The sequence below is a fragment of the Pelotomaculum propionicicum genome, assembly GCF_048984525.1.
GTDB lineage: Bacteria > Bacillota > Desulfotomaculia > Desulfotomaculales > Pelotomaculaceae > Syntrophopropionicum > Syntrophopropionicum propionicicum_A.
In genome coordinates this window covers 156,209-179,818 of the sequence record NZ_JBMGJC010000008.1, presented here as the reverse complement: position 1 = coordinate 179,818, position 23,610 = coordinate 156,209, and the positions used below count along the sequence as shown (strand labels likewise).

At 51.1% G+C, this 23,610-nt stretch carries 18 protein-coding genes; 10 read left to right on the top strand and 8 right to left on the bottom strand.

Annotation, left to right across the window (positions count from 1 at the left end; translation table 11 throughout):
- Window positions 1–8 precede the first annotated feature (8 nt).
- The 3 genes from ACOBQJ_RS10740 to spoIID all read left to right on the top strand — a co-directional run bounded on the left by ACOBQJ_RS10740 (window position 9) and on the right by spoIID (window position 2,980).
- On the top strand, window positions 9–416 hold the full coding sequence (locus ACOBQJ_RS10740; protein WP_421071760.1) for a F0F1 ATP synthase subunit epsilon: 408 nt from the start codon (window positions 9–11) through the stop codon (window positions 414–416).
- Window positions 417–910: 494 nt separating this feature from the next.
- A complete protein-coding gene (locus ACOBQJ_RS10735) occupies window positions 911–1,705 on the top strand; it encodes a YwmB family TATA-box binding protein (RefSeq protein WP_421071759.1) in 795 nt (264 codons plus the stop codon).
- A 312-nt stretch (window positions 1,706–2,017) separates the two neighbouring features.
- Window positions 2,018–2,980, top strand: coding sequence for a stage II sporulation protein D (gene spoIID / locus ACOBQJ_RS10730; RefSeq protein ID WP_421071758.1), 963 nt, complete (start codon window positions 2,018–2,020; stop codon window positions 2,978–2,980).
- A 106-nt stretch (window positions 2,981–3,086) separates the two neighbouring features.
- Here the strand turns inward: spoIID and ACOBQJ_RS10725 are convergent, their stop codons facing one another.
- From ACOBQJ_RS10725 to ACOBQJ_RS10705, 5 genes are all read right to left on the bottom strand, one after another.
- Window positions 3,087–4,211, bottom strand: a complete 1,125-nt coding sequence (locus ACOBQJ_RS10725; protein WP_421071757.1) for an ABC transporter permease — start codon at window positions 4,209–4,211, stop codon at window positions 3,087–3,089.
- 339 nt (window positions 4,212–4,550) lie between these two features.
- Window positions 4,551–5,693 (bottom strand): ABC transporter permease, encoded by a 1,143-nt coding sequence (locus ACOBQJ_RS10720; protein ID WP_421071756.1) that lies wholly within the window; start codon window positions 5,691–5,693, stop codon window positions 4,551–4,553.
- Entirely contained in the window at window positions 5,686–6,393 is a 708-nt protein-coding gene (locus ACOBQJ_RS10715; RefSeq protein WP_421071755.1) for an ATP-binding cassette domain-containing protein, read from the bottom strand. Before ACOBQJ_RS10715 ends, ACOBQJ_RS10720 begins: the two co-directional genes overlap by 8 nt.
- A gap of 312 nt (window positions 6,394–6,705) precedes the next feature.
- Window positions 6,706–7,761 (bottom strand): HlyD family secretion protein, encoded by a 1,056-nt coding sequence (locus ACOBQJ_RS10710; RefSeq protein ID WP_421071754.1) that lies wholly within the window; start codon window positions 7,759–7,761, stop codon window positions 6,706–6,708.
- 1 nt (window position 7,762) lies between these two features.
- Window positions 7,763–8,386, bottom strand: a complete 624-nt coding sequence (locus ACOBQJ_RS10705; protein WP_421071753.1) for a TetR/AcrR family transcriptional regulator — start codon at window positions 8,384–8,386, stop codon at window positions 7,763–7,765.
- A gap of 569 nt (window positions 8,387–8,955) precedes the next feature.
- Between ACOBQJ_RS10705 and spoIIID the strand changes: the two genes are divergently transcribed.
- The 3 genes from spoIIID (at window position 8,956) to ACOBQJ_RS10690 (ending at window position 14,219) form a co-directional block, all read left to right on the top strand.
- Window positions 8,956–9,207, top strand: coding sequence for a sporulation transcriptional regulator SpoIIID (gene spoIIID, locus ACOBQJ_RS10700; RefSeq protein WP_421071752.1), 252 nt, complete (start codon window positions 8,956–8,958; stop codon window positions 9,205–9,207).
- A 143-nt stretch (window positions 9,208–9,350) separates the two neighbouring features.
- Entirely contained in the window at window positions 9,351–10,376 is a 1,026-nt protein-coding gene (locus ACOBQJ_RS10695; protein WP_421071751.1) for a rod shape-determining protein, read from the top strand.
- 294 nt (window positions 10,377–10,670) lie between these two features.
- Entirely contained in the window at window positions 10,671–14,219 is a 3,549-nt protein-coding gene (locus ACOBQJ_RS10690) for a S8 family serine peptidase (protein ID WP_421071750.1), read from the top strand.
- Window positions 14,220–14,457: 238 nt separating this feature from the next.
- On the opposite strand, the gene ACOBQJ_RS10685 is transcribed toward ACOBQJ_RS10690, so the two are convergent.
- The 3 genes from ACOBQJ_RS10685 to ACOBQJ_RS10675 all read right to left on the bottom strand — a co-directional run bounded on the left by ACOBQJ_RS10685 (window position 14,458) and on the right by ACOBQJ_RS10675 (window position 17,198).
- The gene (locus ACOBQJ_RS10685) at window positions 14,458–15,339 is read right to left on the bottom strand and encodes a copper amine oxidase N-terminal domain-containing protein (protein ID WP_421071749.1); all 882 of its coding nucleotides are present in this window, start codon (window positions 15,337–15,339) and stop codon (window positions 14,458–14,460) included.
- 209 nt (window positions 15,340–15,548) lie between these two features.
- Window positions 15,549–16,574, bottom strand: coding sequence for a zf-HC2 domain-containing protein (locus ACOBQJ_RS10680; protein WP_421071748.1), 1,026 nt, complete (start codon window positions 16,572–16,574; stop codon window positions 15,549–15,551).
- Between the two features lie 6 nt (window positions 16,575–16,580).
- Complete coding sequence (locus tag ACOBQJ_RS10675; RefSeq protein WP_421071747.1) at window positions 16,581–17,198, bottom strand: sigma-70 family RNA polymerase sigma factor; 618 nt, start codon at window positions 17,196–17,198, stop codon at window positions 16,581–16,583.
- Between the two features lie 600 nt (window positions 17,199–17,798).
- On the opposite strand from ACOBQJ_RS10675, the gene ACOBQJ_RS10670 reads away from it, so the two are divergent.
- From ACOBQJ_RS10670 to ACOBQJ_RS10655, 4 genes are all read left to right on the top strand, one after another.
- Complete coding sequence (locus ACOBQJ_RS10670) at window positions 17,799–19,979, top strand: copper amine oxidase N-terminal domain-containing protein (RefSeq protein WP_421071746.1); 2,181 nt, start codon at window positions 17,799–17,801, stop codon at window positions 19,977–19,979.
- Window positions 19,980–20,087: 108 nt separating this feature from the next.
- Complete coding sequence (locus tag ACOBQJ_RS10665) at window positions 20,088–21,173, top strand: TolC family protein (protein ID WP_421071745.1); 1,086 nt, start codon at window positions 20,088–20,090, stop codon at window positions 21,171–21,173.
- Window positions 21,174–21,343: 170 nt separating this feature from the next.
- A complete protein-coding gene (locus tag ACOBQJ_RS10660) occupies window positions 21,344–22,099 on the top strand; it encodes a stalk domain-containing protein (protein WP_421071744.1) in 756 nt (251 codons plus the stop codon).
- Window positions 22,100–22,239: 140 nt separating this feature from the next.
- The gene (locus ACOBQJ_RS10655; RefSeq protein WP_421071743.1) at window positions 22,240–23,607 is read left to right on the top strand and encodes a copper amine oxidase N-terminal domain-containing protein; all 1,368 of its coding nucleotides are present in this window, start codon (window positions 22,240–22,242) and stop codon (window positions 23,605–23,607) included.
- The last annotated feature ends 3 nt before the right edge of the window (window positions 23,608–23,610 follow it).

Below are 23,610 nucleotides of genomic sequence, written 5' to 3'. Positions count from 1 at the left end.
TGCGCAATATGTCGGAAAGTAAACAGCGACTCGAAATCGTAACTCCTCAGAGGAAAGTTTTCAGCGAGGATGTGGATTTTCTGGTGGCACCCGGCGCCGATGGAGAATTGGGGATACTCCCCAGTCACACTCCGCTCATCACATCCCTAAACGTGGGTATCATGAGAATTGAGCAGGATAATAAAAAGTTCAGGATTGTGGTTAGTGGCGGGTTCATGGAAGTCCGGAACAGCAAGGTTACCGTTCTGGCCACTGCTGCCGAGAGAACAGAAGAGATAGATGTAGCCCGGGCTGAGGCGGCTAAGAAGAGAGCTGAAGACAGGCTTGTCTCAAAGACCCCCGACATTGATACATTACGGGCGGAAATGGCCTTGCGGCGTGCTATAATGCGTATAAAGGCGGCCAGCGGTAAATAAAATGTGTATACAGGTGTTTTCGTTTTAAACATAAACCGGACAACCAGTTCCGGTTTTTTCTTTTTCATCGCGACAAGTGGAAGGTTCTCCTGTCGCATATGTCGGCATGGCGTGTCAAGGGAGGTTCTTGTGACACGTATTTCAGCAGACTCGTGTCTTAAGAAAACATACTATGACAGCGGAATGGGGACACACCAATTGAGACGTGAGAATTGAGACGTGAGACGTGAAACGTGAAAATGCATGACATTCTCACGGGTTATTAGACAATGGATATACTCACGACCCGCGACCCGCGTCACAAGTCTCAAATAATACCCCACGTCCAACGTCTCATGGCCCACGACTCAATTTATATCCCCGATCGGGATGGCTGTCATTCTTAGAGGTATGTTGTCGTTAAATGTTACCCAGACACTGATTCGGGCAACCGTATTCGTTGAACATAAAATGGAAAGAATAGGAGTATCAATATATGTAAACGGGAGTAAATAATGCCCAGGAAACACCTTCGATGTGATTTTGTATCAAAGAAGAACGCGCTGCTTGTTATATCAGGAATATTGATTGCAGTTTCATTTTCTTATTTTTCTTTCTCTCCCGCCGGGCGGGATACATTCAGGTCTTACAGTGAAGAGGCCTTCCTGCATAAACTGATTAAATCCACCGGGGGTGTGTATAAATCCGCCAGCATTACCGGCTGGGTCAGGGTAGAAAGCGCGACTGACACCTATGATCCTGAAAAGCTGGCCGTTAATATTGCCGAGTTGCTTGACCTGAGCGAATCCAACCGTAAAGTGGAAAACTGGCAAAACCAGTTCGCCAGGGGTTCAAAGATAGAGGGGTTCCTAAAAGGCGGCCAGGCAGTTTCAGTGCTGGGGCAGAACATGCAGGTCCAGCAGGGGAAAAATGTCACTCACGCCATGGTCAGCCTGGAGGGGATAGAAAACAGAAAATCAGGGTTCTACAAAAGTAAAATCAGCGAGGCCATTGACCGCTACGGTGAAGGACAAGTGGGACTGACCTGTTTCGGTGTTATTGAGAATGATCTCAGCGGGGAAGAGCTGCTTATCGCCGCGGAAAAAATGATGGCCGCTGCCGGCGCCTCCGTCCAGGAAAAAACAGTCAAGGACAACCTTGTGAGCCTGACCGGCTTCAGCCCCCGGTTTATAAGGGATGTCACGTATGCGGGGAAAGAAATAAACCTGAACGTGGCCCTGCGCAGCAACCCGGCCCAGAATGTCACATATGTTTATGTGGCCACGCCGGTTATCTTCGCGGAGTATTAACCCCGAGTTTGTCAGCCAGGTAATATTTACCTTGGTCAGTTAGTATATATATGTTTGAGTCGTGGGTTGTGGGACGTGAGACGTGAGTATATTCTGCATTCCTGTTGGGTCAAGGTAAGGTGAGACGTGGGAATGTAATATGTTCAAGGGTCAAGACCCCAAAGGATTGCAAAAAACCTGACAACTGACGGCTGAATTGGGACGTGGGTCGTGGGACAGAATGACAGATCTCAAGGGTCAAAGACCCAAAAGGAATACATGAACCCCATGTCTCACGTCTCATAGCTCGCGTCTCAGAAGAGGTGCTTTTTGATGCGCAGATTGTTTAGCGGCGCAGTACTTTTGATAATAGCACTGGTTATTGGGCTTCCTTTTTTATTGAGCAGGCAGATCCCGGCGAGGTTCTTTCCAGGCGTCACCATTGTCCGGGTATACCTGCACCAGGAAAACAGGGTTGCTTACATGCAGCTGGAGGATTACCTGGTGGGTGTCGTGGGGGCCGAGATGCCGGCGGAATTTCCAGCTGACGCTTTAAAGGCGCAGGCTGTTGCCGCCAGGACCTATGTGGCCAAGCGTATCAGCGCGGGAGGGGTTGAAAACCCGCTTCACGCCGGTGCGGATGTGTGCGACGACCACCGCCACGGCCAGGCCTGGCTGTCGAGGGAAGAGCTGAAAAAACGCTGGGGTACTGTACGCTATTATAATTATTACTATAAAGTGAAAAATGCCGTAGATGAAACCAGGGGGCAGGTGCTCACCTACCAGGGCGAATTAATAGACCCGGCTTACCATGCCTCCTGCGGCGGCAGGACCGAAAACGCGGAGGACGTGTGGAAATACCAGGTCCCTTACCTGAAGAGCGTCCTATGCCCTTATGATTCCGATCCGAACCCGGTCCAGACAGCTTCTTTCAGTTTTGAACAGGTGGACCTGGCCCTGGGGACCTCGTTAGCCGCGGTTCCCGCGGCGGGCAAAGAAAAAGCGGCCAGGGAGTTTAAGCTGGTTGAAAAAACAGGTACGGGACGTCCCAAGGTCCTGCTGATCGGGAACCGCCAGTTTCCGGCGGTTGCGGTGAGGGACCTGCTCGGACTGCGCTCCACAAGATTTACCTGGAATATCGAGGGCGATACCGTCACCTTTACCACCACCGGTTACGGGCATGGCGTCGGGCTCTGCCAGTACGGGGCCAGGGGGATGGCCGACCACGGCTACAGCTACCGCGTTATTTTAGGCCATTATTACAGCGGTGCTGAAATTACAGATACTAAAAATTAGAATTTATAAGTTCTTAAAATAATTACACATGATTAATCCATTATGTTTAATAAGAGTTTACCTGCATTCATGGACTTGTCATATGGTATATAACAAAAAGTCTCTATTATAACCTTTCAAAAGGTGGTTTTTTTCTTTTGCTAAAGCTTGCGGCAAGTAACACCGCTGCCGCAGACATCAGGGAGAGGGCTGTGATCACCGGGATCAGTTGCCCGGCCCCGAGGTTTTTAACAGCAATGTTCCTGAGGCCTTCAGCCATCCAGGTGAAAGGGAGCAGGGAGGCAAAATTGTTTATAACGGTTGGGATGTGCGTCGGGGGCCAGGTATAGCCGGAAATCATAAGGAAGGGGACGGACAGCAGCATGATGTACCTGGTAGCCTGAAGAGAGTTTCGAGATTTAAACGATATGTAAAACCCGGCGCAGGTGATAATAACAGTATAAAGCAGGCCCAAAAACATTATTAAAGGTACTGAGCCTTCTACTTTTAAATACATAAAGCGGTTAATAAACCAGATCAGCAGCCCGTAGTTTAAAAAGCCGGTTAAAAAGTACGGCAGCGACTTGCCGAGAAATATTTTCCACGCGGGCAGCGGGGAACACAGGAACTGTATCCAGCAGTTCTTTTCTTTTTCCCTGGTCACAGTTAAGCTGGTGCTGAGGAGGCAAATCTGGTGGATTACCAGCATGATCAGGCCAAACAGCATGTAACTGGCGTAGCTGAACGTGGGGTTGTACCATACTTCCGTATTGGCGGATATCGTGTCAAGGACGTTGGTAATTTCCTTTCCCGACAAACCCAAACCGGCCATATAAGCTGCCGCGCGGCCGGTGCTGAACTGGTTGACTACCTCCAGGGTGTATTTGCGGATGTTGTAGCCCCAGATAAGGTTCGAGCCGTCATAGACAGTCAGAATTTCCGCTCCCCGGCTCTGTGCGACCTCCTTTTCAAAGTTTTCAGGGATCACCACCCCGGCCCGGATTACGCTCTGCTTCATTCCCTCTTCCATAAGCGGATATGTTGTAATATCCCGCACTACAGTAAATCGCGGGCTGTTTTCAAAGGATTTAATGACTTCCCGGCTGAGCCCGGAGTTGTCCAGGTCGACAACAGCAAGGGGGATGCCGGTCAGGATACCCTGCGAATATACGGCGCCGCAGAGGAACGCGTAAAACAACGGCACAAAAAATATCAGCAGGAGGAGTATTTTGTCTTTGAAAATGTGGACCATTTCATAATAAGTTATATAAAATATCTGTTTCAACCCGCTCACCTTTCATGCTTGACTCATTATGCCTCCAGGTAAAACACATTGACTGGATTTACAGGATTTTATTAATTCTTTTTTATAAACTATTTCACATGATTTACAAGATTATTAAGATTTACAGGATTTATTAAAGATAGTTCTTTGCTTAAACTCAAAATAAATTTTTTGTTATGAAGGGCAGCAAAGGCAGAGGATTAATAAAAACCTTTAAATAATAATTTTTTAATCTTGTTAATCCTGTGTAATTATTTCAAGATACTGTAAATCGTTTTTTTAATCCTGTCAATTTGTTTTATTCTTTTAAGTCCTTCTGGCGACTAAAAGAGCTGATGTTGTGTAGCATACTGAGGCGATGATTAGGAATGCCAGGAAATACCGGGACATGAAAGCCCAGCCCGGGTCTTTGAAGGACAGCAGGTTTATGCCCTGGAAGTACCATGTTTGCGGCAGCATTTTTGCGATAAATTGCAGGTAGCGCGGCATCGCGTCCAGCGGCCAGGAGTAGCCGGAAACAAGGAATGAAGGCAGCGCTATGATCATACCGAACCTGGTGGCGTTTACAGTGCTGCTGGCTATGCTGGAGGCAAGCGTGCCGACGCTGTGCAGCGCCGTGGCAAAGGCCAGGTTGAATAAGAAAAATAAGGGGAGGCCGCAGCGCAGGGGCAGTTTGAATACTGCAAAGGCCAGCAAAAACAGCGGCAGGGCGATTAACATAAATGTTATGATCTGGGCGGCAGATTTGCTGATAAACAGCCTCAGCCTGGAGAAGCCGGAGGATTTTATCAGGTACCAGCTGGCGGCGCCGGTTTCCCCGATAATGTTCATACAGGCGGCAAGGGTGCAGCACTGCTGCCAGACATTTAAAGCCAGTGCCAGAACGACAAAATAAGCGTAATTTAATGTTGGGTTAAACCAGGCTTCCTCGCGGAACCCGACAGATTGATACGCGGCCGCGGCCTGGTCAGGCTGTATGCCGCGTGCTACCAGGGCTTTAACACCTGCCTGGGCGCTGAGAGAGCGGGTAACGGACAGCATCGCGCTGGTGGCGTTGGTGGCGTACACCATATTGCTGCCGTCCACTATCATCTGCACCCGCGCCTGGCGGGAGAGGGACGTGTCTTTCCCGTAATTCTCCGGTATAACCAGGCCGGCAACAACTTCACCATTCTTGATCAAATCCTCAAGCTGATTATAGTTGTCAGGATATGCGATTATTTTTAAATTTTCGGCGCCCAGGATGTTTTTGACCAGCTCCTGGCTGGCACGTGAGCGGTCGAGGTCTACGACCGCGGTTGGTATGTCCTTTAGGACCTGGTGGCTGTACGTGAAATGAAAAATCAGCAGCCCGAGAAGGGGGCCGATCAGCAGGATATAACGCAGGTCTCTGTCCCGCCACATGAAAAAAAACTCGCGGCGCGCGATGGCCAGGCATTGTTTAAGCATCGCTTTCACCACTCTGCAGTTCGATGATCCGGATCCGGCTGTCCCATAATTCCTCTGCCTCCCGCGGTGAGTAAAGGGCAACCAGTCCGTTCTCCAGCCAGCCGACCCTGCTTGTCAAAGAACAGAACTCGACGCGGCTGAAACTCCATATGCATGCTCCGCCGGCGGATATGAAGCTGTTCAGCTCCTTTAAGATAATGCGCCTGGAATAGGGGTCGATATCATTTATCAAATCGTCGGCAATAAGGAGCCGGGGTTTGTTCAATAGCGCGCAGGCCATTGACAGCCGCTGGTAAATACCGGCGTCCAGAGTGCCGGCAGGCTCTCCCAGGATGTTATCGAGTTCAAACCTTTTTATCAGGTCCGGGATATCGCCCTTCCCCGCATCCTTGAGCACAGAAATAAACTCGAGGTTCTCGTATACGTTCAGGTCCCTGAAGAGGCTGCGCTCCTGAGTTACCAGCCCCAGCTGCTTTTTGAAAGCTTCGCTTTTCCTGATGTCGCAGCCGGTTATCTCCACGCTTCCCGATATAAACCTGTCGATGCCGGCCAGGATATGGAGCAGGGTTGTTTTGCCCGCCCCGCGGGCGCCGAACAGGCCAAAACATTCACCGGCTGACACCTCAAAGGAAAGGCCGTCCAAGACATTTTTCCTGCTGATGACCTGCTTTAGATCGGTAACTTTTACCAAGGGGACCATATATCATCAGAACCCTTCTTTGTCCTATGTATTATCAGACATCCAAAAAATAAAACAACTCCACAGGATTAACAGGATTAAAACAAGATTAACAGGATTTCAAATAGTTTTTTGTAAAAACCTGGGATTGATATTTCGGAGTTAAATAATTATTATTAAATCATTTAATCCTGTTAATCTTAAGAATTTTGTAAATCATGTGAAATATTTTTTAAAAAAAATTAATAAATCCTGTAAATCCAGTCAATATGTTTAACGCAGCATTAATTTTCAAGGTTGGGTAGTACCGCTGGGAGATTCACGCTTTAATTACTATTCGATAATGTTTACATGTGCGGTCATCCCGGTTTTCAGGCTGAAGTCCGGGTTCGGCACGTCTATTTTAACCTCAAAGCTTCTTATATCGTGGTCATATTGTTCATTTACCGCTTTGCGCACGGCAAACTCACCGGCGTTGTTAATCCAGACTACATTCCCACGGTAAACCCTGCCGGGAAATGAGTCCACGGTTACATCAACGTCCTGTCCCAACTGGACCCTGCCGATCTTTTTCTCACTGATAAACACCTTCACATATGTGTGCAGCAGGTCGGATATTTCAAATACCGGTGTGCCCGCGTTGACCATTTCGCCCTGCTCCAGGTTCTTCTGCGTAATGAACCCGGATATGGGCGACAGTAAGCGGGTGTTGTCCAGGTAGGCCCGGGCTTCCTGCACCGCACCGCCGGCCTGGCTGCTCTGGCCCTCCGCCGCCTCGTACTGGGCCTGCGCCAGGTCTACTTTGAGGCGCGCCGATAGGGCTTGTTCCAGAGCGGCCTGCGCCTCTTTTAAAACATTCTCGGCCAGTTCGCAGCTGTTTTTGGCATCATTATATGATTTTTCAGAGACAGCGGCTCCCCTGTACAGGTTATCCATCCTTTCGTACAGGTCACGGGCGTTTTTCACCCCGACTTCGGCCTGGGCCACCTTCGCCCGGGCCTGCTCAATAGCCGCTTCAATTTGCTGGCTGGTCAACGGGACAGAGTCCCCGGCCTGGCGGGCTTGGGCCTTTGCCGCGTCAAATGCGCCGCTGGCCTGGCTCAGCCTGGCGCTCAGTTCCCGGGTGTCCAGCCTGGCCAGTTCCTGGCCCGGCTCAACCCTGCTGCCTTCGTCAACAAGCATGTTTTCGATCCTGCCGGGGACTTTAAAGGAAGCTGTAACTTTTTTCGCTTCCACCGTGCCTGTCGCGGTTAAACTTTCCTGTTCCCTGATTGTCTCCGCCCGGTTTTCATGCAGAGAAAAAAATACAAGCGCCGCCAGGGCAATTATGATCACAAATAAACTTGAGGTGAGTACTTTTTTTGTTTTTATGGCAGTGAGAATATCCATATTAAAGCCCCTCCCTGTAGTCCGGCTGGAGGACTCCCTCAAAAAACACCTTTTCGATGGCAGTTATAACCTGATCATGGGGGATTGGTTTGGCATAGCTGATGTAATGCAGCGCGGAGATCAGGATCATGCCGTACATCGAGCTGGTGGTAATTTCGGGGTCGACTTTTTTAAAAGACCTGTCTATTATTCCTTCTTCGATAATGCCGCGGATTATTCCGAGGCTGCCGGAGAGCATTCTGGCCAGGACCTCTCTCTGGATATCTCTGCCGCAGAGTTCTTGAATAAATAAAAAAACCAGGTCTTTTTCATCTTCAATGAATGACAGCATACTCCCGATTATTATTTTGATCTTTTCAGCAGGGGTTTTTGCGCCGGGTAAATCCTTCCGCATTCGTTCCTCAAGAAGGTATATGCCTTCCTGAATGATAGCCAGGTACAATTCTTCTTTGCTTTTAAAGTGATAATAGATTGTTCCCTTGGCCACGCCAAGAGCCCTGGCGATTTCGTCAACCGTGGTCCGGTGATATCCCTTTTTCGCAAACATCCCGGCCGCGGTCTTCAGAATATGGCCGCTTTCACCTGTCCTCGCCCTGAACGCGGAGGAAAACGGTATCACTGTCATATGACCCCCTCGTTTTGTACTGACCAGTCAGTATATCAATTTTAATAGTATCCACTCATGGATATTGTGTCAAAAGCCAGGTAATGCTGATTCAGCCAATTATGGCCTGTTTTTACGGTTTTTAGCCTCTTTTTGCATTCTCACCTTTGCTTTAAATAAGGGAACATTACCGTTATTTGCATAACATGGTGCTTATAAACTTGCTGCTTGCCTCCTTAAGACTAATGTCTGTTTAGTCTCACGCCTTTGAGGTGTATTTATTTTCCTTTGAAGATGATTAAGGAAATACATTCTAGGTTGTTTCTTTGCCGTCTTGCGAATTTCTCACCTGCCTCAGCATATATATCTAGTGGAAGTAAGTCCAATGAAATCAAAAGCCCTTTTCCGACATCGGGCGGCTTGCGGGCAGAGCTTTTTTGCAGATTATAAAAGGCAGTTCTTTCCGGCGTCTGGCGTCCCATATCCAACGGTTAGTTACTTTAGACCGGAACAAACAGTCCTATGATAATTAATATTATTTTCCGACGTCTGACGTCCGACTTCTGACAACTAATATGGGAGGTAGGGAAATGCAGGATTATATTCAAAAGCGGGTACTGGATATCTGTTCCTATATACTTGAAACACAGGCCACTGTAAGGCAGGCGGCCCTGGTGTTTCAGGTCAGCAAGAGCACTGTGCACAAGGATATGACAGAACGTCTGCCTTCTTTAAATAAACAGCTTGCCCAGGAGATAAAAACAATTCTTGAATACAATAAAGCCGAGCGGCACCTGCGGGGAGGTGAGGCCACCAGGAGAAAATATAAAGATTTGGCCTGAGAGGCCAACCCCAACAGGAATTTGGGCGAAAGAAGTAGAATATTATTCTAGTCTGGCTGAAGGGAACTTTTGCCGCAAATATCTCATCTAAAAAGGTGAAGCGACAGGCCTCTCATTTTTGATATACCGAAAGGGGACAAGCAATGTTTACCGGAAGTGATATCGGTGTGGATCTTGGCACAGCCAATGTGCTGGTGTTCGTTAGGGGAAAAGGCATAGTGCTGCACGAGCCTTCGGTTGTGGCCATGGATAAGGAGAGCGGGCGTGTAATAGCCGTTGGCTCGGAGGCCCGCCGGATGCTGGGCCGGACACCCGGGAACATCATTGCCCTGCGCCCGCTGCGTGACGGGGTGATTGCAGATTACGACGTCACGGAGAAGATGCTCAGGTACTTTATCAGCAAATCAGACGGGGGCCGGAAGTTCTTTTTCCGTCCCCGTATAATGGTATGCATCCCTTCCGGGGTAACCGGGGTTGAAGAAAGGGCGGTTAGGCAGGCGGCCATCCAGGCCGGAGCCAAGGAGGCTTACCTGATCGAAGAGCCGTTGGCGGCAGCCCTCGGGGCCGGGCTGGATATTTCCCAGCCCAGCGGCACAATGGTCATTGATATCGGGGGAGGGACAACCGATATAGCTGTACTATCGCTGGGAGGTATAGTGTGCAGCAAGTCACTGCGGGTGGGAGGGGACAAGATTGACGAGGCTATTGTCAAGTACATCCGCAGGGAATACAGCCTGGCTATCGGCGAGCGTACCGGGGAGGAGCTAAAGATGGAAATCGGCACCGCCGACCTCAAAGGGGCTGATGACAAAAGCATGGAGATCAGGGGCAGGGATATGCTGTCAGGCCTGCCCAAGGGGGTTGTCGTTTCACGGCGCCAAGTGCATGACGCGATTAAAGAAGTACTGGACCTGATTGTCAGCGGCGTAAAAGAAGTGCTTGAGCGCACATCTCCCGAACTGGCCGCGGACATTGTGAACAAGGGGATCATCCTGACGGGCGGCGGCGCGCTTCTTGACGGCATGGACAGGCTCCTCAGCAGGGAAACAGGGCTGCCCATTTATGTGGCCGATGACCCGCTTTCCTGCGTCGCCAAGGGGACCGGGCGCGCGCTCAACAACATGGGCATAATCAGCGCCGCCAGCAGGGGTAAGGCAGTTAAGAGATAAGACCACGGGTTAGGTTTATACAAATAAATTTTGTTATGAGCACATTGAAGACAGGGACTGCCCGGTCTTCAATTTTTTATGGCAAAAAAAGTTATTAAGTAATTTAACTATTGTTAACAGGATAATTCCAAATGTCTGTCGAATTTTATTAAACTTAATACATAAACACAGGTTTGACGTTTCTTCAAGGAGTTTTTAATGCGTCATTTTACAAAGCTTTACCGGGGTTTGTCCTTTCTTAATATATTAAAGTCCTTATTTATATTAACCTGGCTGATAATCTTATGGTGCAGCGTGCCGGTATTTTCAGACGGGCAGCCCTACCGGTACCCGGTCTCTTTCCTTAATGACCGCGCCAGGGACATAACCGGCGCCGCGGCTGTTAACGCGCCGGAATTTGTCGTGCCCGGCGGGCTTACCGGGGAAGGCCAGATAGTTGCAGTAGCCGACAGCGGCCTGGATGCCGGTTCGATGGACGACATACACCCCGACCTCAAAAGCGCGCCCGGCAAAATGCCAAAGGTAGTCCTCTTAAAATCGTGGGCCGGGCGGGAAGTGCCCGATGACCCGAGCGGCCACGGCACCCACATGGCAGCCACCATAGCCGGGACCGGCGCCGCCTCCAACGGGAAATTCCGCGGCATCGCGCCGGGCGCCAGTATCTATTTTCAGGCCATACTGGACCGTGAAGGCAATCCGGACCCACCGGCCAACCTGGCCGACCTGTTCCTGCCAGCTTACTCGGCGGGCGCCCGCGTCCACGTAAACGGCTGGGGCGGCGGGCCTGACACATACCTGGAGCCGGCATCACAGACAGACGATTTCATGCGCGGCCATCCTGATTTCCTGGCCATATTCGGCGCCGGTAACAGCGGTCCATCAACAAGCACCCTCACAGGCGAGGCAAACAGTAAGAATGCCCTGGCTGTCGGCGCTTCCACGCTCCCCCGCCCCGCTTTCGTGCCCGGAGAGGGAGATACCACCGCACCGGCGGAATTTTCTTCCCGCGGCCCGACCGGTGACGGCCGGATCAAGCCGGATCTCCTCGCGCCCGCATCGGCGGTTATTTCCGCCCGGTCCCGGCTGGTTGAAGGCAACCTGTCCGGATACCAGGATTACACGCGCCTGCAGGGGACGAGCATGGCCGCGGCTGTTGCCGGCGGTTCAGCTGCCCTGGTGCGGGAATATTTTAAAAAATACATGGATATGGATACTCCTTCGGCCGCCCTGGTCAAGGCCGCGCTGATCAACGGCGCCAGGACCGCCGCGGGCGGTCCCTCGCAGGATGGTTTCGGGATAATCGACCTGGCGGGAACAATTATCGCCCTGAAAGAAAATACTTTCTCCCTTGCCGACGAGTGGGCCGGCGTGTCCCAGGGAGGAGAGATCACTTATACCTACCATGTTTCTGATCCGGCGGCTCCCTTTAAAGCGACTCTGGCCTGGACTGACCCGCCCGCGGAGGCTGGCAGCGCGCGGACTCTCATAAACAACCTTGACCTGACTGTCCGGACGCCCGACGGCATGTTATATTACGGCAATCATTTCCTGGGCGCGAATACCCAGGATAAGATAAACAACGTTGAACAAATATACCTGCCGTCGCCCACACCCGGCGATTACACTGTAACAGTTACCGGCTCTGCTGTGAACCGTAATTCTGTGCGGGGAAGCAGCTCTTTACGCCAGGATTTTGCCCTGATCTGGGGCCAGGTCCCGGCGGAAGGTATGGTTCAAAGTTCTAACGGCAGCTCAGTCAAACTGACTGACGGATCCTCCTTCAATATTGCGGATACTTCGGTGGTTAACCTGGTCAATGACGAAGTAGCCCCGGCGGATGCCGGCCATCTTTTTACCGGTGCGGCGGTTTACAGGGCGCCGCAATGGTCATATATCACATCCCGTGTTTGGCGCGCTACCGGAGTGAGGGCTCTTAAAATGGCTGATGATATTGTATTTACGGAAAGCGACCCTGCCATACGGACTGGAGGTTTTAGCCTGGCGCCTGACAACGGGGATATTGTGTTAAATAATTCACCGTCTTTACCGGATCAGGTTCCGCCAGGCATTGAGATAAACGCTGTAATCAACCCTTTGGACCAAAAATTAAGGCAGGTGCACGCTGACTATACTGAGGTTGAAGGCGTTATTTCCAGCGTACAAATTGAAAAGGGGCAAAAAACAGTATATCTTGCTGGAGGACGTACTGCTTACCGGATCCTGCCCGGAGCGATATACTCTTACGCTGACACTTACGCTAATGCCGAGACCGCTGACGCACCCTTCGGTACCGGGGTGCTGGATGAAATGGCAGAGGCCCTGCCGGGAATGCCCGTGCGCCTGCACCTGGCGCCTTCCAGCGGCGGAATACAGTATTTGGCCGTAAAGAGGACCATAGCCCTCGGCACGGTAAGTGCGACGGATGATGCAAGCGGCGAGATCTACCTGGACAACGGTTATGTTTGCCGGATATTCCCGGGTGCGTATGTTAAAAAAGATAAAGTTGAATCCAGCTTGGAGGCCATAAAACCAGGCGATCACATTTCGGCTGTGCTTCTGCCCGGTAATGGCCAGGTCATCGGCCTGGTGGCTTACAGCAGTGTTTTCTATGGCAAGGCTATAGACTTTACCAAAAAAAACCGTAAGATTTACATGCTGGATGATAACGGCCGCTATCTTTCCCTTTACCTGCCCGAGGATGCTGTCGTTTACCGCTGGGGTGTCAAGAGTACTATAGACGCTATAGCCTCCGGCAACCGGATCAGGATTACCACAAATCCGGAAGGGGAGGTGGTCTGGCAGCTGGATATTGCCGATACGATATTTAACCAGGACCTGCTGTTGGAATACGATAAAACCAAAGGTGTGATCAATGCTGCTGAAGGCAGGCAGTACCGTGTCACCAATGCAACCCGCTATTTCAAAAACGCTTACCAGGTGACACCGGATGATTTGCTGCCGGGCGAATATATTAAATTAGAATATGCCGTGGCGCCACCGCCTACGGGCAATGTGCTGATATCAGTAAACGCCTCTTCTGCTGCCCAGTCCCCGCTTTTGCTGGCTTCCGCCGTTCCCCTTCAGGACAGGCTGGTAATAACAGGCAGGACCAGCGCGGATACCGCGGTTCACGTATGGAATGGGAATTCCAGTCGTCAGGTGAATGTTGACGAGGCAGGGAAGTTCAGCTACATCATAAACCGGGAAAATGTAGAGAGGTCCGATTTGTCCCTTGTGGCCGTAAACCGGAAAAACGGAGGCGTTACAGGTATACAGCTGTCATCAGAAATCATCGAACTAGGTGAATATGAATCCGCTGTTGCATACGCTCTTTCCGGGGTGACAGAAATAGAATGGGCCGGCGGCTATTTGACAAATGACCCGATCTCACGTGTTGAAGCGGCCGCAGTCCTGGCAAGACTGTTGTGCTGGCCCAAGTCAAGTGAGTGGGCACTGCCGTTTTCGGATGCGGTGGATATACCGGCGGTGTTCAGCCCCGCTGTTGCTGAGGCAAAGGCGCGGGGCATTTTAAAAGGTTATCCCGACGGCAGTTTCCAGCCTGCGTCCGGCATAACACGCGCTGAAGCCGCGGTTATTCTTGCCGCCTTGTTAAATGAACTGGGCGTGGAAAACAATACAAATTCAGCGCTGCCCTATTGGGATGCTTCAGACATCCCGCCATGGGCCGTCAAGGCCGTGTCCGAAACCACTTCTGCCGGAATCTTTGCAGACCGGGCAGGAGACAGTTTTGCTCCCTGGGAACAGGTTACAGCAGCTGAGTTTGCCGTTCTCCTTGAACGCCTGCTCAGCGCCTGTGAGACTAAACTGGAAGAGCTTCGGTAAATCAGAGCAAACGTACAGGCGGTATTAAATAGAGCTTAACGAAATTTAAAAACCGGATTGTCTGCCAGGTATTATCCGAACGGGTTTAATTTAAAAAAACAAACAACTTCGCTTTGAAACTGAAACAGGGTGGGAAAACTCCCGCCCTGTTTCAGTTTGATATTTCGATGTGGAGCATCCCCCGGCCCCGGAGGAACGGTTCAGAAAGATGAGTGTGTCCACTCCGCTGACCGATCACCTACAGGAAGGTCGACAGCTTCACCGTTTTTATGGACTCGTCCCAGTACACTTTAACCCCAAGGGATTCGGCTATGAAGCGCAGGGGAACGAAAGTGCGCCCGTTTACTATCTCCGGCGCCATGTCCAGCGGAACGGATTTACCGTTAACTTCGGCTTTTTGATTGCCGACCCATAAATTGATGGAGTCGACACCTTTAAATATCTCTACACGCTGATAGGCTTCGACCCACTCCACGCGAGCGCCGAGGTTTTCCGCGACAAACCGCACCGGCACCATCGTCCTGCCTTCTTTGATATAAGGGTCGACGTCCGTCTTTATTGTTATCAGATTAAGCATAATACGGATTTTATTGTTGGACTCGCTCAGTGTAGCGCCAGGTTTATAGGACCACAGCAGGGCGTACTGGCCGCTCTTAATATATTCTTCCGCTTCCACCACTCCGGTGCTGCCGTTCCAGTACACCCTGGAAGGCAGCTCTACCCAGTTCTTTTCAAGATTGTCCCAGTAGCCGATCCGGAATGACCCCACGGGCAGGTTCATGTTCAGGCGGCTGGCCCTGTAATAGTCCAGATGGGTGAAAGAAAACAGCAGGCGCACCGGTTTCGACATGGTGCCGGTATTGCCCACCATGGACTCGACAGCGCTGACCACAAAATAGTCGTTTACCGGTGTGATTTCTTCGTAGGCCAGCGGTTCTACCTTCACTTCAATTCGCTTATAGCTAATATCATAAGGGACTTCCATCTTGAAGCCGGCTTCCTCCAGGCTCAATGTCTCCGGAAACTTCCAAAGCTCGGTGGTGAAAGCCCATGCCGGCACACTGATCAGCATGCTGATCAGCAATGCCGAGGCTATAAAACATAACTTAAGGTGTTTCAAAAACATTACACTCCTTTGCAGGCTTATTTAAAATTGCGCGCCGCCGTTCGGTACGCTTCAACCTCCTTTCAAAAATTTTGTCCTAGAAAAAAATCGTCCCGGCTTTTTATTATAAAAATACTACTGACACCGGGTTATTCCTTTTTTTAAATATATTTCTTGTACATAAAAAAAAGCCGGATAATCCGGCATTTTATCGTCATTTGTATTTAGCTGTGCTCCAGGATTAGTATGATGATCCGCTTGCCGGCCTCTGACTCCCAGGTGTCCAGCTGCTGCTTGTAGGACACCGCCTGTGCTTGCATCACTTGCTGTTCCTCGGGATCGCTCGACGCGCATATCCTGGCTTGCAGGTCGTAATACTTGATCAGCGTTTCGTTGTAGAGGCTGGTGACGTCGCGGCTTTCGTCCTGTCTGTCGTTATTTGATCCCAGCCCGGCAATACTGGAAATCAGGTTGTGCGCTTGGTCAGCTTCCACCGTGATCCTCAGGATCAAGACCTTTTTATCAATATCCTGCTCGGAGAACGTCTGGGCTTTCGCACCCAATTCAGCTGCCTGCGCGACTACCCTGGCGCCGTCGCCGGCCAGGTCTTGAGAGGTTACCCTGAGGGTCGTGGTGATAATCTCCATCCCGCTGCTCAAAAGAACTTTGGGACCTCCTGTCGCGGGTACTGTCAGGGATGTCAGCGGGCTGCTGTTAACGCTGTCACCGGTATTATTTTGATCGTTGTGAGCAATTAAGGGATTGCTGTCTCCCCCGCTGCTGTTGGAGGCGCCTGTGCTGTTAGCAGGATCCCCCTTACCGGGGACGAACTCCCCGCTGTCTGGCGCAATAGTCCCGCTGTCACTATTAACAGCCGGGGTGCCGAAACCAAGCATATCGCCCCTGTCAGCCAATTTCAGCCCGGCGGTGACACCGGCAGAACCGCCTGCCAGGAGCAGAAACGCGGCGGCAGCGGCGACAGCTCTCCGCCAGGACAGCGGCAACCGGTTAAACACAGTACGGCGCTCCGCATGTAGCCTGCCCATCACTGTTTGGCACAGCTCCGGCGGCGCCTGCGCCGCTTCACGCCCCAGCCTGCGAAGCTCGTAAGAAAGCTTCTCCTGCAGAGCCAGTTCACGGGTGCACTTGCTGCATCCCGCCAGGTGCTCTGTCAGGCAGGACTCTTTATCACTTTGAAGCGCCCCATCCAGGTAGGGCTGCATTAATAAATGCGCTTCGCGGCAGTCCATGTGCCGTCACCTTCTCTCCCGGTCACCGGAAAAACTTTCTCCGGAGTCTTTCGCCAATTCAACCATCCTGCGCCGCATCATCTCGCGTGCCCGGCTCAGGCGCGATTTTACCGTGCCCAGCGAGCAGTCCAGCATGCGCGACACTTCCTCGTAACTGTATCCTTCAACTTCTCTCAGGACCAGGACAGCCCTGTGCTCTTCAGTTAGGTCATCCAGCGCTGTCCGCACCAGGCCGCGGAATTCTTTTTCTTCCAGTTCCCGCAGCGGGTCGCCGTCCGTAGATGCTACCTCCCGATGCATACTGCCGCTTTCGTCCGGATACGGTTCATCTAAAAACAAAGTTTGGCGCCCGCTGTTTTTGCGTCTGAAATTTAACCAGACGTTTACAGCAATACGGTGCAGCCAGGTGCCGAAGTCAGCCTCATTGCGGAAGCTTCCCAAAGACCTGTACGCTTTAATAAATGCTTCCTGGGCGATATCCTGAGCATCGGCGTGGTTTCCGGCCAAACGGACGCAGAGCGTATACACCTTGTTCTGGTAAAGGCCCAGCAGTTCCTCAAAAGCGGCAAGGTCATTCTTTTGTGCTCTTTTAACCAGCAGCCTGGTATTGTACAAGGGAAGCATCTCCTGATTATGCGGAAAAACCCCCCGTTTTACTCTTTAGACACAGGCCGGTCATTAAAAGTTCCAGCTCAGGGGGTCCTTTGCAACATTTTTATATATTTTAATACGGGATTGTTCAGACAGGTTTGAAGGTGGCGTTAACCGGAACACCTTCCCCGGTTTGCTTATTAGATGATATCATACGTAATTACCGTGCGCAATGAGCCAGAAGTTTTTGACAAGGGTGTCAAAAGAATATAGAAATCCGATTATAGATTTTTTATGTTTTTTAAGCGATTAAAAATTAATTAAGATAATTAATAAAAATTTTAATATCGATGGAACTTTTGGAGTACACTGGTTGTCTAACTAATCAGGTAGCAACAAAGGAAGGTGTAGACTGCCGGGCAGGAATTTGCCTATCCATGTAGAATATGTCTTACTTGTTGCCGGTTTTGACGGCTGCAAACAGAGAAGCAGCAGTATCCGAAGTCTTGAAGCAGCAAAAATCTTTACTATTATATAAGGGGGGTTGATAAAAAGGTTTTTTAACGCGGCGGTTGCAGGGCGGAGCCCGGCGACAGCCAAAAGGCTTTAAGAATATTAAAAGGAGGTAAGAAATTGAAACTTAAGAGAAAAGCAGTATCAATTATGGTTACACTGTCCATGCTGCTCGTACTGCTGGTTCCGCTGGCAACACCGGCCTTTGCCTCAGCCACGGACAACACCGCGCTGACTGTGCCTTATGTGCAAGCCGGTGAAGACGATCAGACCATGGGCACCCTGAAAATCCGTGAAGACGATTCACAAATGAGAAATGGTGATATCATCACGGTGGATCTCCCGAGCGGCGTTGAGTATAGCACCCAACCTACAGAGGCTACTTTAGATCAATATGTTGTAGGCGCTGGCGCCACTGTTGAATTTGTAACAGCGTCTGACAGCTCGATCACCGTGGCAGTTTACGATGTAGATGCTGGTGTAGCTAACGAAACACTTTATTTCTACTATGGTGAAGATGAAGATGGCAACCCGGTCGACAGCACCGTGGACATTGACAGCGACGTGACCGGCGACATCTCGGTTACGATCGACGCTGCCGGCACCACTGTCACTTCCGAGTCTGTCCGGGTGGCGCGTGTGGTTGAAGGCGACACCGTCACCACCATTGCAGACGTAGAGGCTATTGCTATTGACGCAACAGACGAAATCGAAACCATCAAGATCAAGGAAACCGTACCTGGCATTATTAAAGTCGTTGGGGACGCTGGTTACAGCGATATTGTACTCGAACTGCCCAACGATTTCGAGTGGGTAATACCTGATGAGGCAGATATGAATATTTCTGCTACAGGCGGCTTAGTAGTGGAATATGCGGATCTGTCAGTTGACCAAGATGATCCGGAAAAACTGTACATTCAAGTACGCGGCGATGCAACTGCTGGCCAGGCTGGTTTCATAGCCATTTCAGGCCTGCAGATCAGGGTTCCCGACGACGCTGACGAAGGCGACGTCGAGATGAACGTTGACGGCAACGAAGTCACTGAAGAGGACATCGTTGTCGCCACTGTCGGCGACTTCGGCTTCAAGGTCGATGTTGACGGCGATGTGCCGACCCTCGTAGCCGGCAAAACGGACAAAGAAGTTGCTGACTTCTACATCGACGACATCGTCCCGGGCACCTGGATCGATGGCAGGACCGTCAAGATGACCCTGCCGACCTGGGCCGAGTGGGAAGACATTGATGACGATGTCACCGAACTGGCACAAGGAACCATTGACGGGGACGACCCGGAAATCCTCAAGTACACAGTTCCCGATCCGTCTGTAAACGGCAAAGCTGAATTTGAAGAGTTCACAGTGAATATCGACGCTGACGCTCCCGAAGGCGACCTGGTCGTCAAGTTCAGCGGCAGCGCAGGTGTGGAAGGCGAACTGGTTATCGCCAAGATCATCAAGCCCTTTACCGTAACCGCTGAGACACCGGAAGTGTTTATCGGCCTGCAGGATCAAGCAGTAGGCGATATCACCATCACTGAAACCCAGGATGAAGCCATTGACGAAGACAAGTGGATCATCCTTAAAGCGCCCGCTGGCTTCAGCTTCAAGGACGACTACGACATTGAAGCGACAGAACTCGAAGTCGACAACGACGATGTTGACGGCCGCTACCTGGCCTTCCAGGTAGTAGACCAGAGCAACAAAGAGCCCGGCGTAGTCAAGATCACCGGCCTCAACTTTAACGTCGACCGCACCATCCCTGTCGGCGACATCACTTTCGAAGTTTTCATGACCAAAAACGGACTTGATGCTGATGATTACGATGATTTCGATGAGGCCATTGACAGTGACAATTACGAAGACGTCACCGATGTCGTAGTGGGCTATGTCATGAACCCGGCCCCCGGCGGCACCGTGGTTGAGGCGAAATTCGTAGTTGGTCAGGCCACCTACCTCCTCAACGGCGTTGAGAAGACCATGGATGCAGCCCCGTACATCAGCGGCGACCGCACCTTCTTCGGCGTACGGTTTGTAGCCAACGCCCTGGGCGTGCCCGATGCCAACATCAGCTGGAATCCGCTCGACCAGAGCGTGCTGATCATCAAGGGCGAGCGTATCCTCAAGCTGACTGTGGGCAGCACAACGATGCTCGTTAACGGCGTACCTGTTACCATGGACGTCGCTCCGCAAATCGTTGATCCTGGCCGCACCATGCTGCCGATTCGCTGGGTTGCCGAAGCTCTCGGCGCCAGCGTAGCGTGGGATGCCGCTACCCAGACCGTAACCCTGACTTACAAATAAGCAGTTAGTTATCGACTTTAAAGTTAAGATCTATGGAAGCCCAGGCCATGTGTCTGGGCTTCCATACTCGTTATTAAATCTTTCGCTAGTGGGAAAGGAGCGGGTTTTATGTCCAAGCGCCTCTTTCCGGCAATCCTGGCGCTATTGTTTCTGCTGGCTGCCTTTGTACCGCCGGCGTTTAGCGCTGAGGAAAACGGTACATTAACCCTGGAAAACGCCATAAACATGGCGCTTAAGCATAACAGCGACATCAAGGTGCAGGAGCTGAATCTCGATGTGACGGACGAAAAGCTGGACGATTTGAGAGACAGCATCGATCACATACCCGCCGCCAACGTGTATGTGCCGGAGATATCGTCCGTATGGTCCGGTTATCTTTCTGCGGAGAACAGCGCCCGCATCGCTAAAAAGGCCCTGGATAATATGAAGCAGCAGATGGCGGTTGACGTCATGGAACAATATTACAATATTTTAAGCAGCAAACGCGATGTCACCCTGGCGGAAACAGACCTGCGGGCGGCTCAAATAAAACTGGCCCAGGCCAGGCTGAAGAAACAGATCGGGATGATCACCCAGGCGGAGCTGCTCGGCGTTGAAACAGCAATGCAGAGTGCTGTCGCCAGCCTTACCGCTGCTCAGAACACCCTTGACCAGTCTTATACACAGCTGGCTGTTATGATCGGTATGAGCGGCTCAGCACGGCCTGAGCTGGTCGACGAGGCTGTTTTGGAGAAAGCAAATTTTATTTCCCTGGAGGCGGTCACTGCCAGCGCCCTCTCCCGGAACTACACGGTCTGGGCGGCGGAGCGGACGGCGGCCCTGGCTGAAAGGGTGGAGATGTACGCCGACAACTACGATCTGGGTCTGCTCAACACCGATATCAAGGAGATCCAGGCCAGCGATGCCAGAGAGCAGTTGAAGGAACAGGTTAAAATACTGTACCAGTCGCTGCAGACACTGGAAGAAACAAACGCCACCCTGGAACAGAAGGCGGCGACACTTGAGGAAACCCTGCGGGTGACCAAACTTATGCATGAGGTCGGCATGGCCACCGCGCTGCAGGAGCTTGAGGCGGAGCAGTCTTATAACGAGGCCCTGGACGAACTAAGGCAGCTGGTATATGAATATGACCTTGCCAAGTCCCAGCTTATGGTGCTTACCGGTGAGGATATTTTAACCGAAAACACTATTTGAAGCCATAGTTGTCCTGCGCCCAAATTAAATTTAAAAAGCCGATGTGATTTTAATTTAGTTAATAGCTATTCCATATGTTTATTTGGAGTGGCTATTTGTTTCTTTTTACTGTTTTTTTCAAATATTTCTGTTATGATTATAGTAAGTAGAACTGCTTAGGAGGTTGATATATGAAAGCCAGGTTATTTGCTCCGCTGGTTATCATGGCGTTGGTTTTAGTTATTGCTATAAGTGCTTATGCGGAAAACGACATCAAATTAATTGTCAACGGACAGCAGGTAATAAGCGATGTCCAGCCTTTCATCCAGGACGGGCGCACGATGGTTCCGCTGCGGGTGATCTCCGAGGCGCTGGGCGCCGATGTGGCCTGGGACCAGGAAACCCAGACAGTGACCATAGTTACAAAAGAAGCGGGCACGGATGACGGAGATGAAGGACCTTCGGATCCGCCTGTTGAAAATGACCTGACCAAGGATATTGTGAACCTGAGCGATTTAAAACCTACCTACCAGACCCCGGGCAGGGTCTTCTTCAAAAGCTGGGGTGAGAATGAAACCGGCCCCACCGGGGCGTTCAGCATAGCTGATGAAAAATATTTCGACGGCATCGGCATGTTGAATATTGAAGACGCCAGGGGTACAGTGGTGGCTGAATTTCAAATTGAGGGGCTGTTTAAGAAACTTACTGTTACGGTCGGAGCCAGCGACCTGGGTTCAGGCAATTACCGCGGCAAGGCCCACCTGCAGATCTACGGTGACGACAAGCTGCTTTACCAGAGCGAAGCTCTTGATGACTCTGACGACCCTGATGATTTAGACATCAATATTGTTGGTGTCAAGGTCCTGCGCCTGGTAAGTTACGCGGATCAGGGTGTGGGTGCGATTGATGGAGTGTGGGCAGACATAATGCTGCACAAAAAATATTAAACATTGAATAAAAGGAGCGGATCCGCATTTGTGCGTGATACCGCTCTTTTTTAACAGTAAAATAATGTGATTCCAATATTTATGTAATTATTTTATGGTATTATTAATGATATTAAAGCTATCCGATGGGGGGTTGCAACATGAAAAACAGGGGCGCTTTTTTGACTGCAGTGGCTGTATTGCTTTTATTGACCGTAATTATGTTTTCAGCCGGACCGGCGATGGCCGCGGCCACATATGAATCTTTGACAGACCTGTCTGTCCGGAGCGGCAGGGTGAGTGAGCTCGGCACAATTAAAGGTGAGTTTACCTCCGGCGCCCTGCAGGAGGGGGACTATGCTGTGCTGACCCTGCCGGAAGGGTATATCTGGACGACTGCGGCTATCGGTTCCGGCGAGTCGGTGGCGGCAGCGGCTTATCAGACCACGGAGGAGTGGAATACTGTTGAAGTGACCGCCAGTTACGTTAAATACGGCACGGGCAACTATATCAAGGTTCCCCGCTCATGTTCCGGCGATGATAACGGGCTGTATAAGGGTGCCACGCCGGTGCTGCAGTTTACCCGGCTTAACGACATGGAAGTGATGATGGAAGTCGTTTCAGATCCCGACCCGTCACTTGATTGCTGCCTCTACATTTATGCCGAGCGCGTGTATGTGGCAGGTGACAGCGGCGATTATGTGTCTCTGGATATAGACGCCCCGTCCGGCTCCGGTTTTAACAGCGCTGGTGGTGTATACAACAGCATAAAGTGCCTGAATACACCTTATGTTTACGCCGGCATAACGGGGCAGCAGATCGGCACCGTAATTATCCACGAGGCTGACGCCGGCCGCCTCGGCAAAGGGCAGGTCCTTTCACTGCGGCTGCCCTCCGGCGTGGAATGGGTAAAGCTGGCTGAGGACAGTGACAACGGGCTGGAAGTCAACGGCACAATAAGAGACTATGGCCGGACGGCGGATTTTAAATTTTCCGGCCAGTCAACTGAAGCTGCCGACCTGGAGCTAAAGGGTATGGAAGTGAAAATGGAGAAGGATTTAAAGGGCTGGTTAAATGTCAAAGTCAGCGGCTCGGCCGGCCTGTCCGGGGAGTTGACTGTAGCAAATATTACGCCTCCAGCCGCTGTCTTCATTGTAGGCCGGGATGAATATGAAGTAAACGGCGTAAAAAATACCATGGACGCCGCCCCGTATATTAGAGATGACAGGACATACCTTCCTGTACGTTATCTCGCCAGGGCCGCCGGTGTGGCTGATGACAATATAGCCTGGAACCCGGCTGACCGGAGCATAGAGATAAGAAAAGGTGACAAGGTTGTTAAACTCGAAATTGGAAGCAGCCTGATGTATTTAAATAATACCAGGGTCCAGATGGATGTCGCCCCTGAGATTATCGCCCCGGGCAGGGCCATGCTGCCTATGCGCTGGATTGCCGAAGCCCTGGGCTACGACGTCTACTGGGACGCGGCAGCGAAAAAAGCTTTCATATTAGGTGTAAGCGGCAGCTAGGCG

Excerpts from the sequence above, each read along its gene's own strand:
- ACOBQJ_RS10740 (WP_421071760.1), top strand. The coding sequence starts at position 9 with ATGTCGGAAAGTAAACAGCGACTCGAAATCGTAACTCCTCAGAGGAAA.
- ACOBQJ_RS10735 (WP_421071759.1), top strand. The coding sequence starts at position 911 with ATGCCCAGGAAACACCTTCGATGTGATTTTGTATCAAAGAAGAACGCG.
- spoIID (WP_421071758.1), top strand. The coding sequence starts at position 2,018 with ATGCGCAGATTGTTTAGCGGCGCAGTACTTTTGATAATAGCACTGGTT.
- ACOBQJ_RS10725 (WP_421071757.1), bottom strand. The coding sequence starts at position 4,211 with ATGGTCCACATTTTCAAAGACAAAATACTCCTCCTGCTGATATTTTTT.
- ACOBQJ_RS10720 (WP_421071756.1), bottom strand. The coding sequence starts at position 5,693 with ATGCTTAAACAATGCCTGGCCATCGCGCGCCGCGAGTTTTTTTTCATG.
- ACOBQJ_RS10715 (WP_421071755.1), bottom strand. The coding sequence starts at position 6,393 with ATGGTCCCCTTGGTAAAAGTTACCGATCTAAAGCAGGTCATCAGCAGG.
- ACOBQJ_RS10710 (WP_421071754.1), bottom strand. The coding sequence starts at position 7,761 with ATGGATATTCTCACTGCCATAAAAACAAAAAAAGTACTCACCTCAAGT.
- ACOBQJ_RS10705 (WP_421071753.1), bottom strand. The coding sequence starts at position 8,386 with ATGACAGTGATACCGTTTTCCTCCGCGTTCAGGGCGAGGACAGGTGAA.
- spoIIID (WP_421071752.1), top strand. The coding sequence starts at position 8,956 with ATGCAGGATTATATTCAAAAGCGGGTACTGGATATCTGTTCCTATATA.
- ACOBQJ_RS10695 (WP_421071751.1), top strand. The coding sequence starts at position 9,351 with ATGTTTACCGGAAGTGATATCGGTGTGGATCTTGGCACAGCCAATGTG.
- ACOBQJ_RS10680 (WP_421071748.1), bottom strand. The coding sequence starts at position 16,574 with ATGGACTGCCGCGAAGCGCATTTATTAATGCAGCCCTACCTGGATGGG.
- ACOBQJ_RS10675 (WP_421071747.1), bottom strand. The coding sequence starts at position 17,198 with ATGCTTCCCTTGTACAATACCAGGCTGCTGGTTAAAAGAGCACAAAAG.
- ACOBQJ_RS10665 (WP_421071745.1), top strand. The coding sequence starts at position 20,088 with ATGTCCAAGCGCCTCTTTCCGGCAATCCTGGCGCTATTGTTTCTGCTG.
- ACOBQJ_RS10660 (WP_421071744.1), top strand. The coding sequence starts at position 21,344 with ATGAAAGCCAGGTTATTTGCTCCGCTGGTTATCATGGCGTTGGTTTTA.
- ACOBQJ_RS10655 (WP_421071743.1), top strand. The coding sequence starts at position 22,240 with ATGAAAAACAGGGGCGCTTTTTTGACTGCAGTGGCTGTATTGCTTTTA.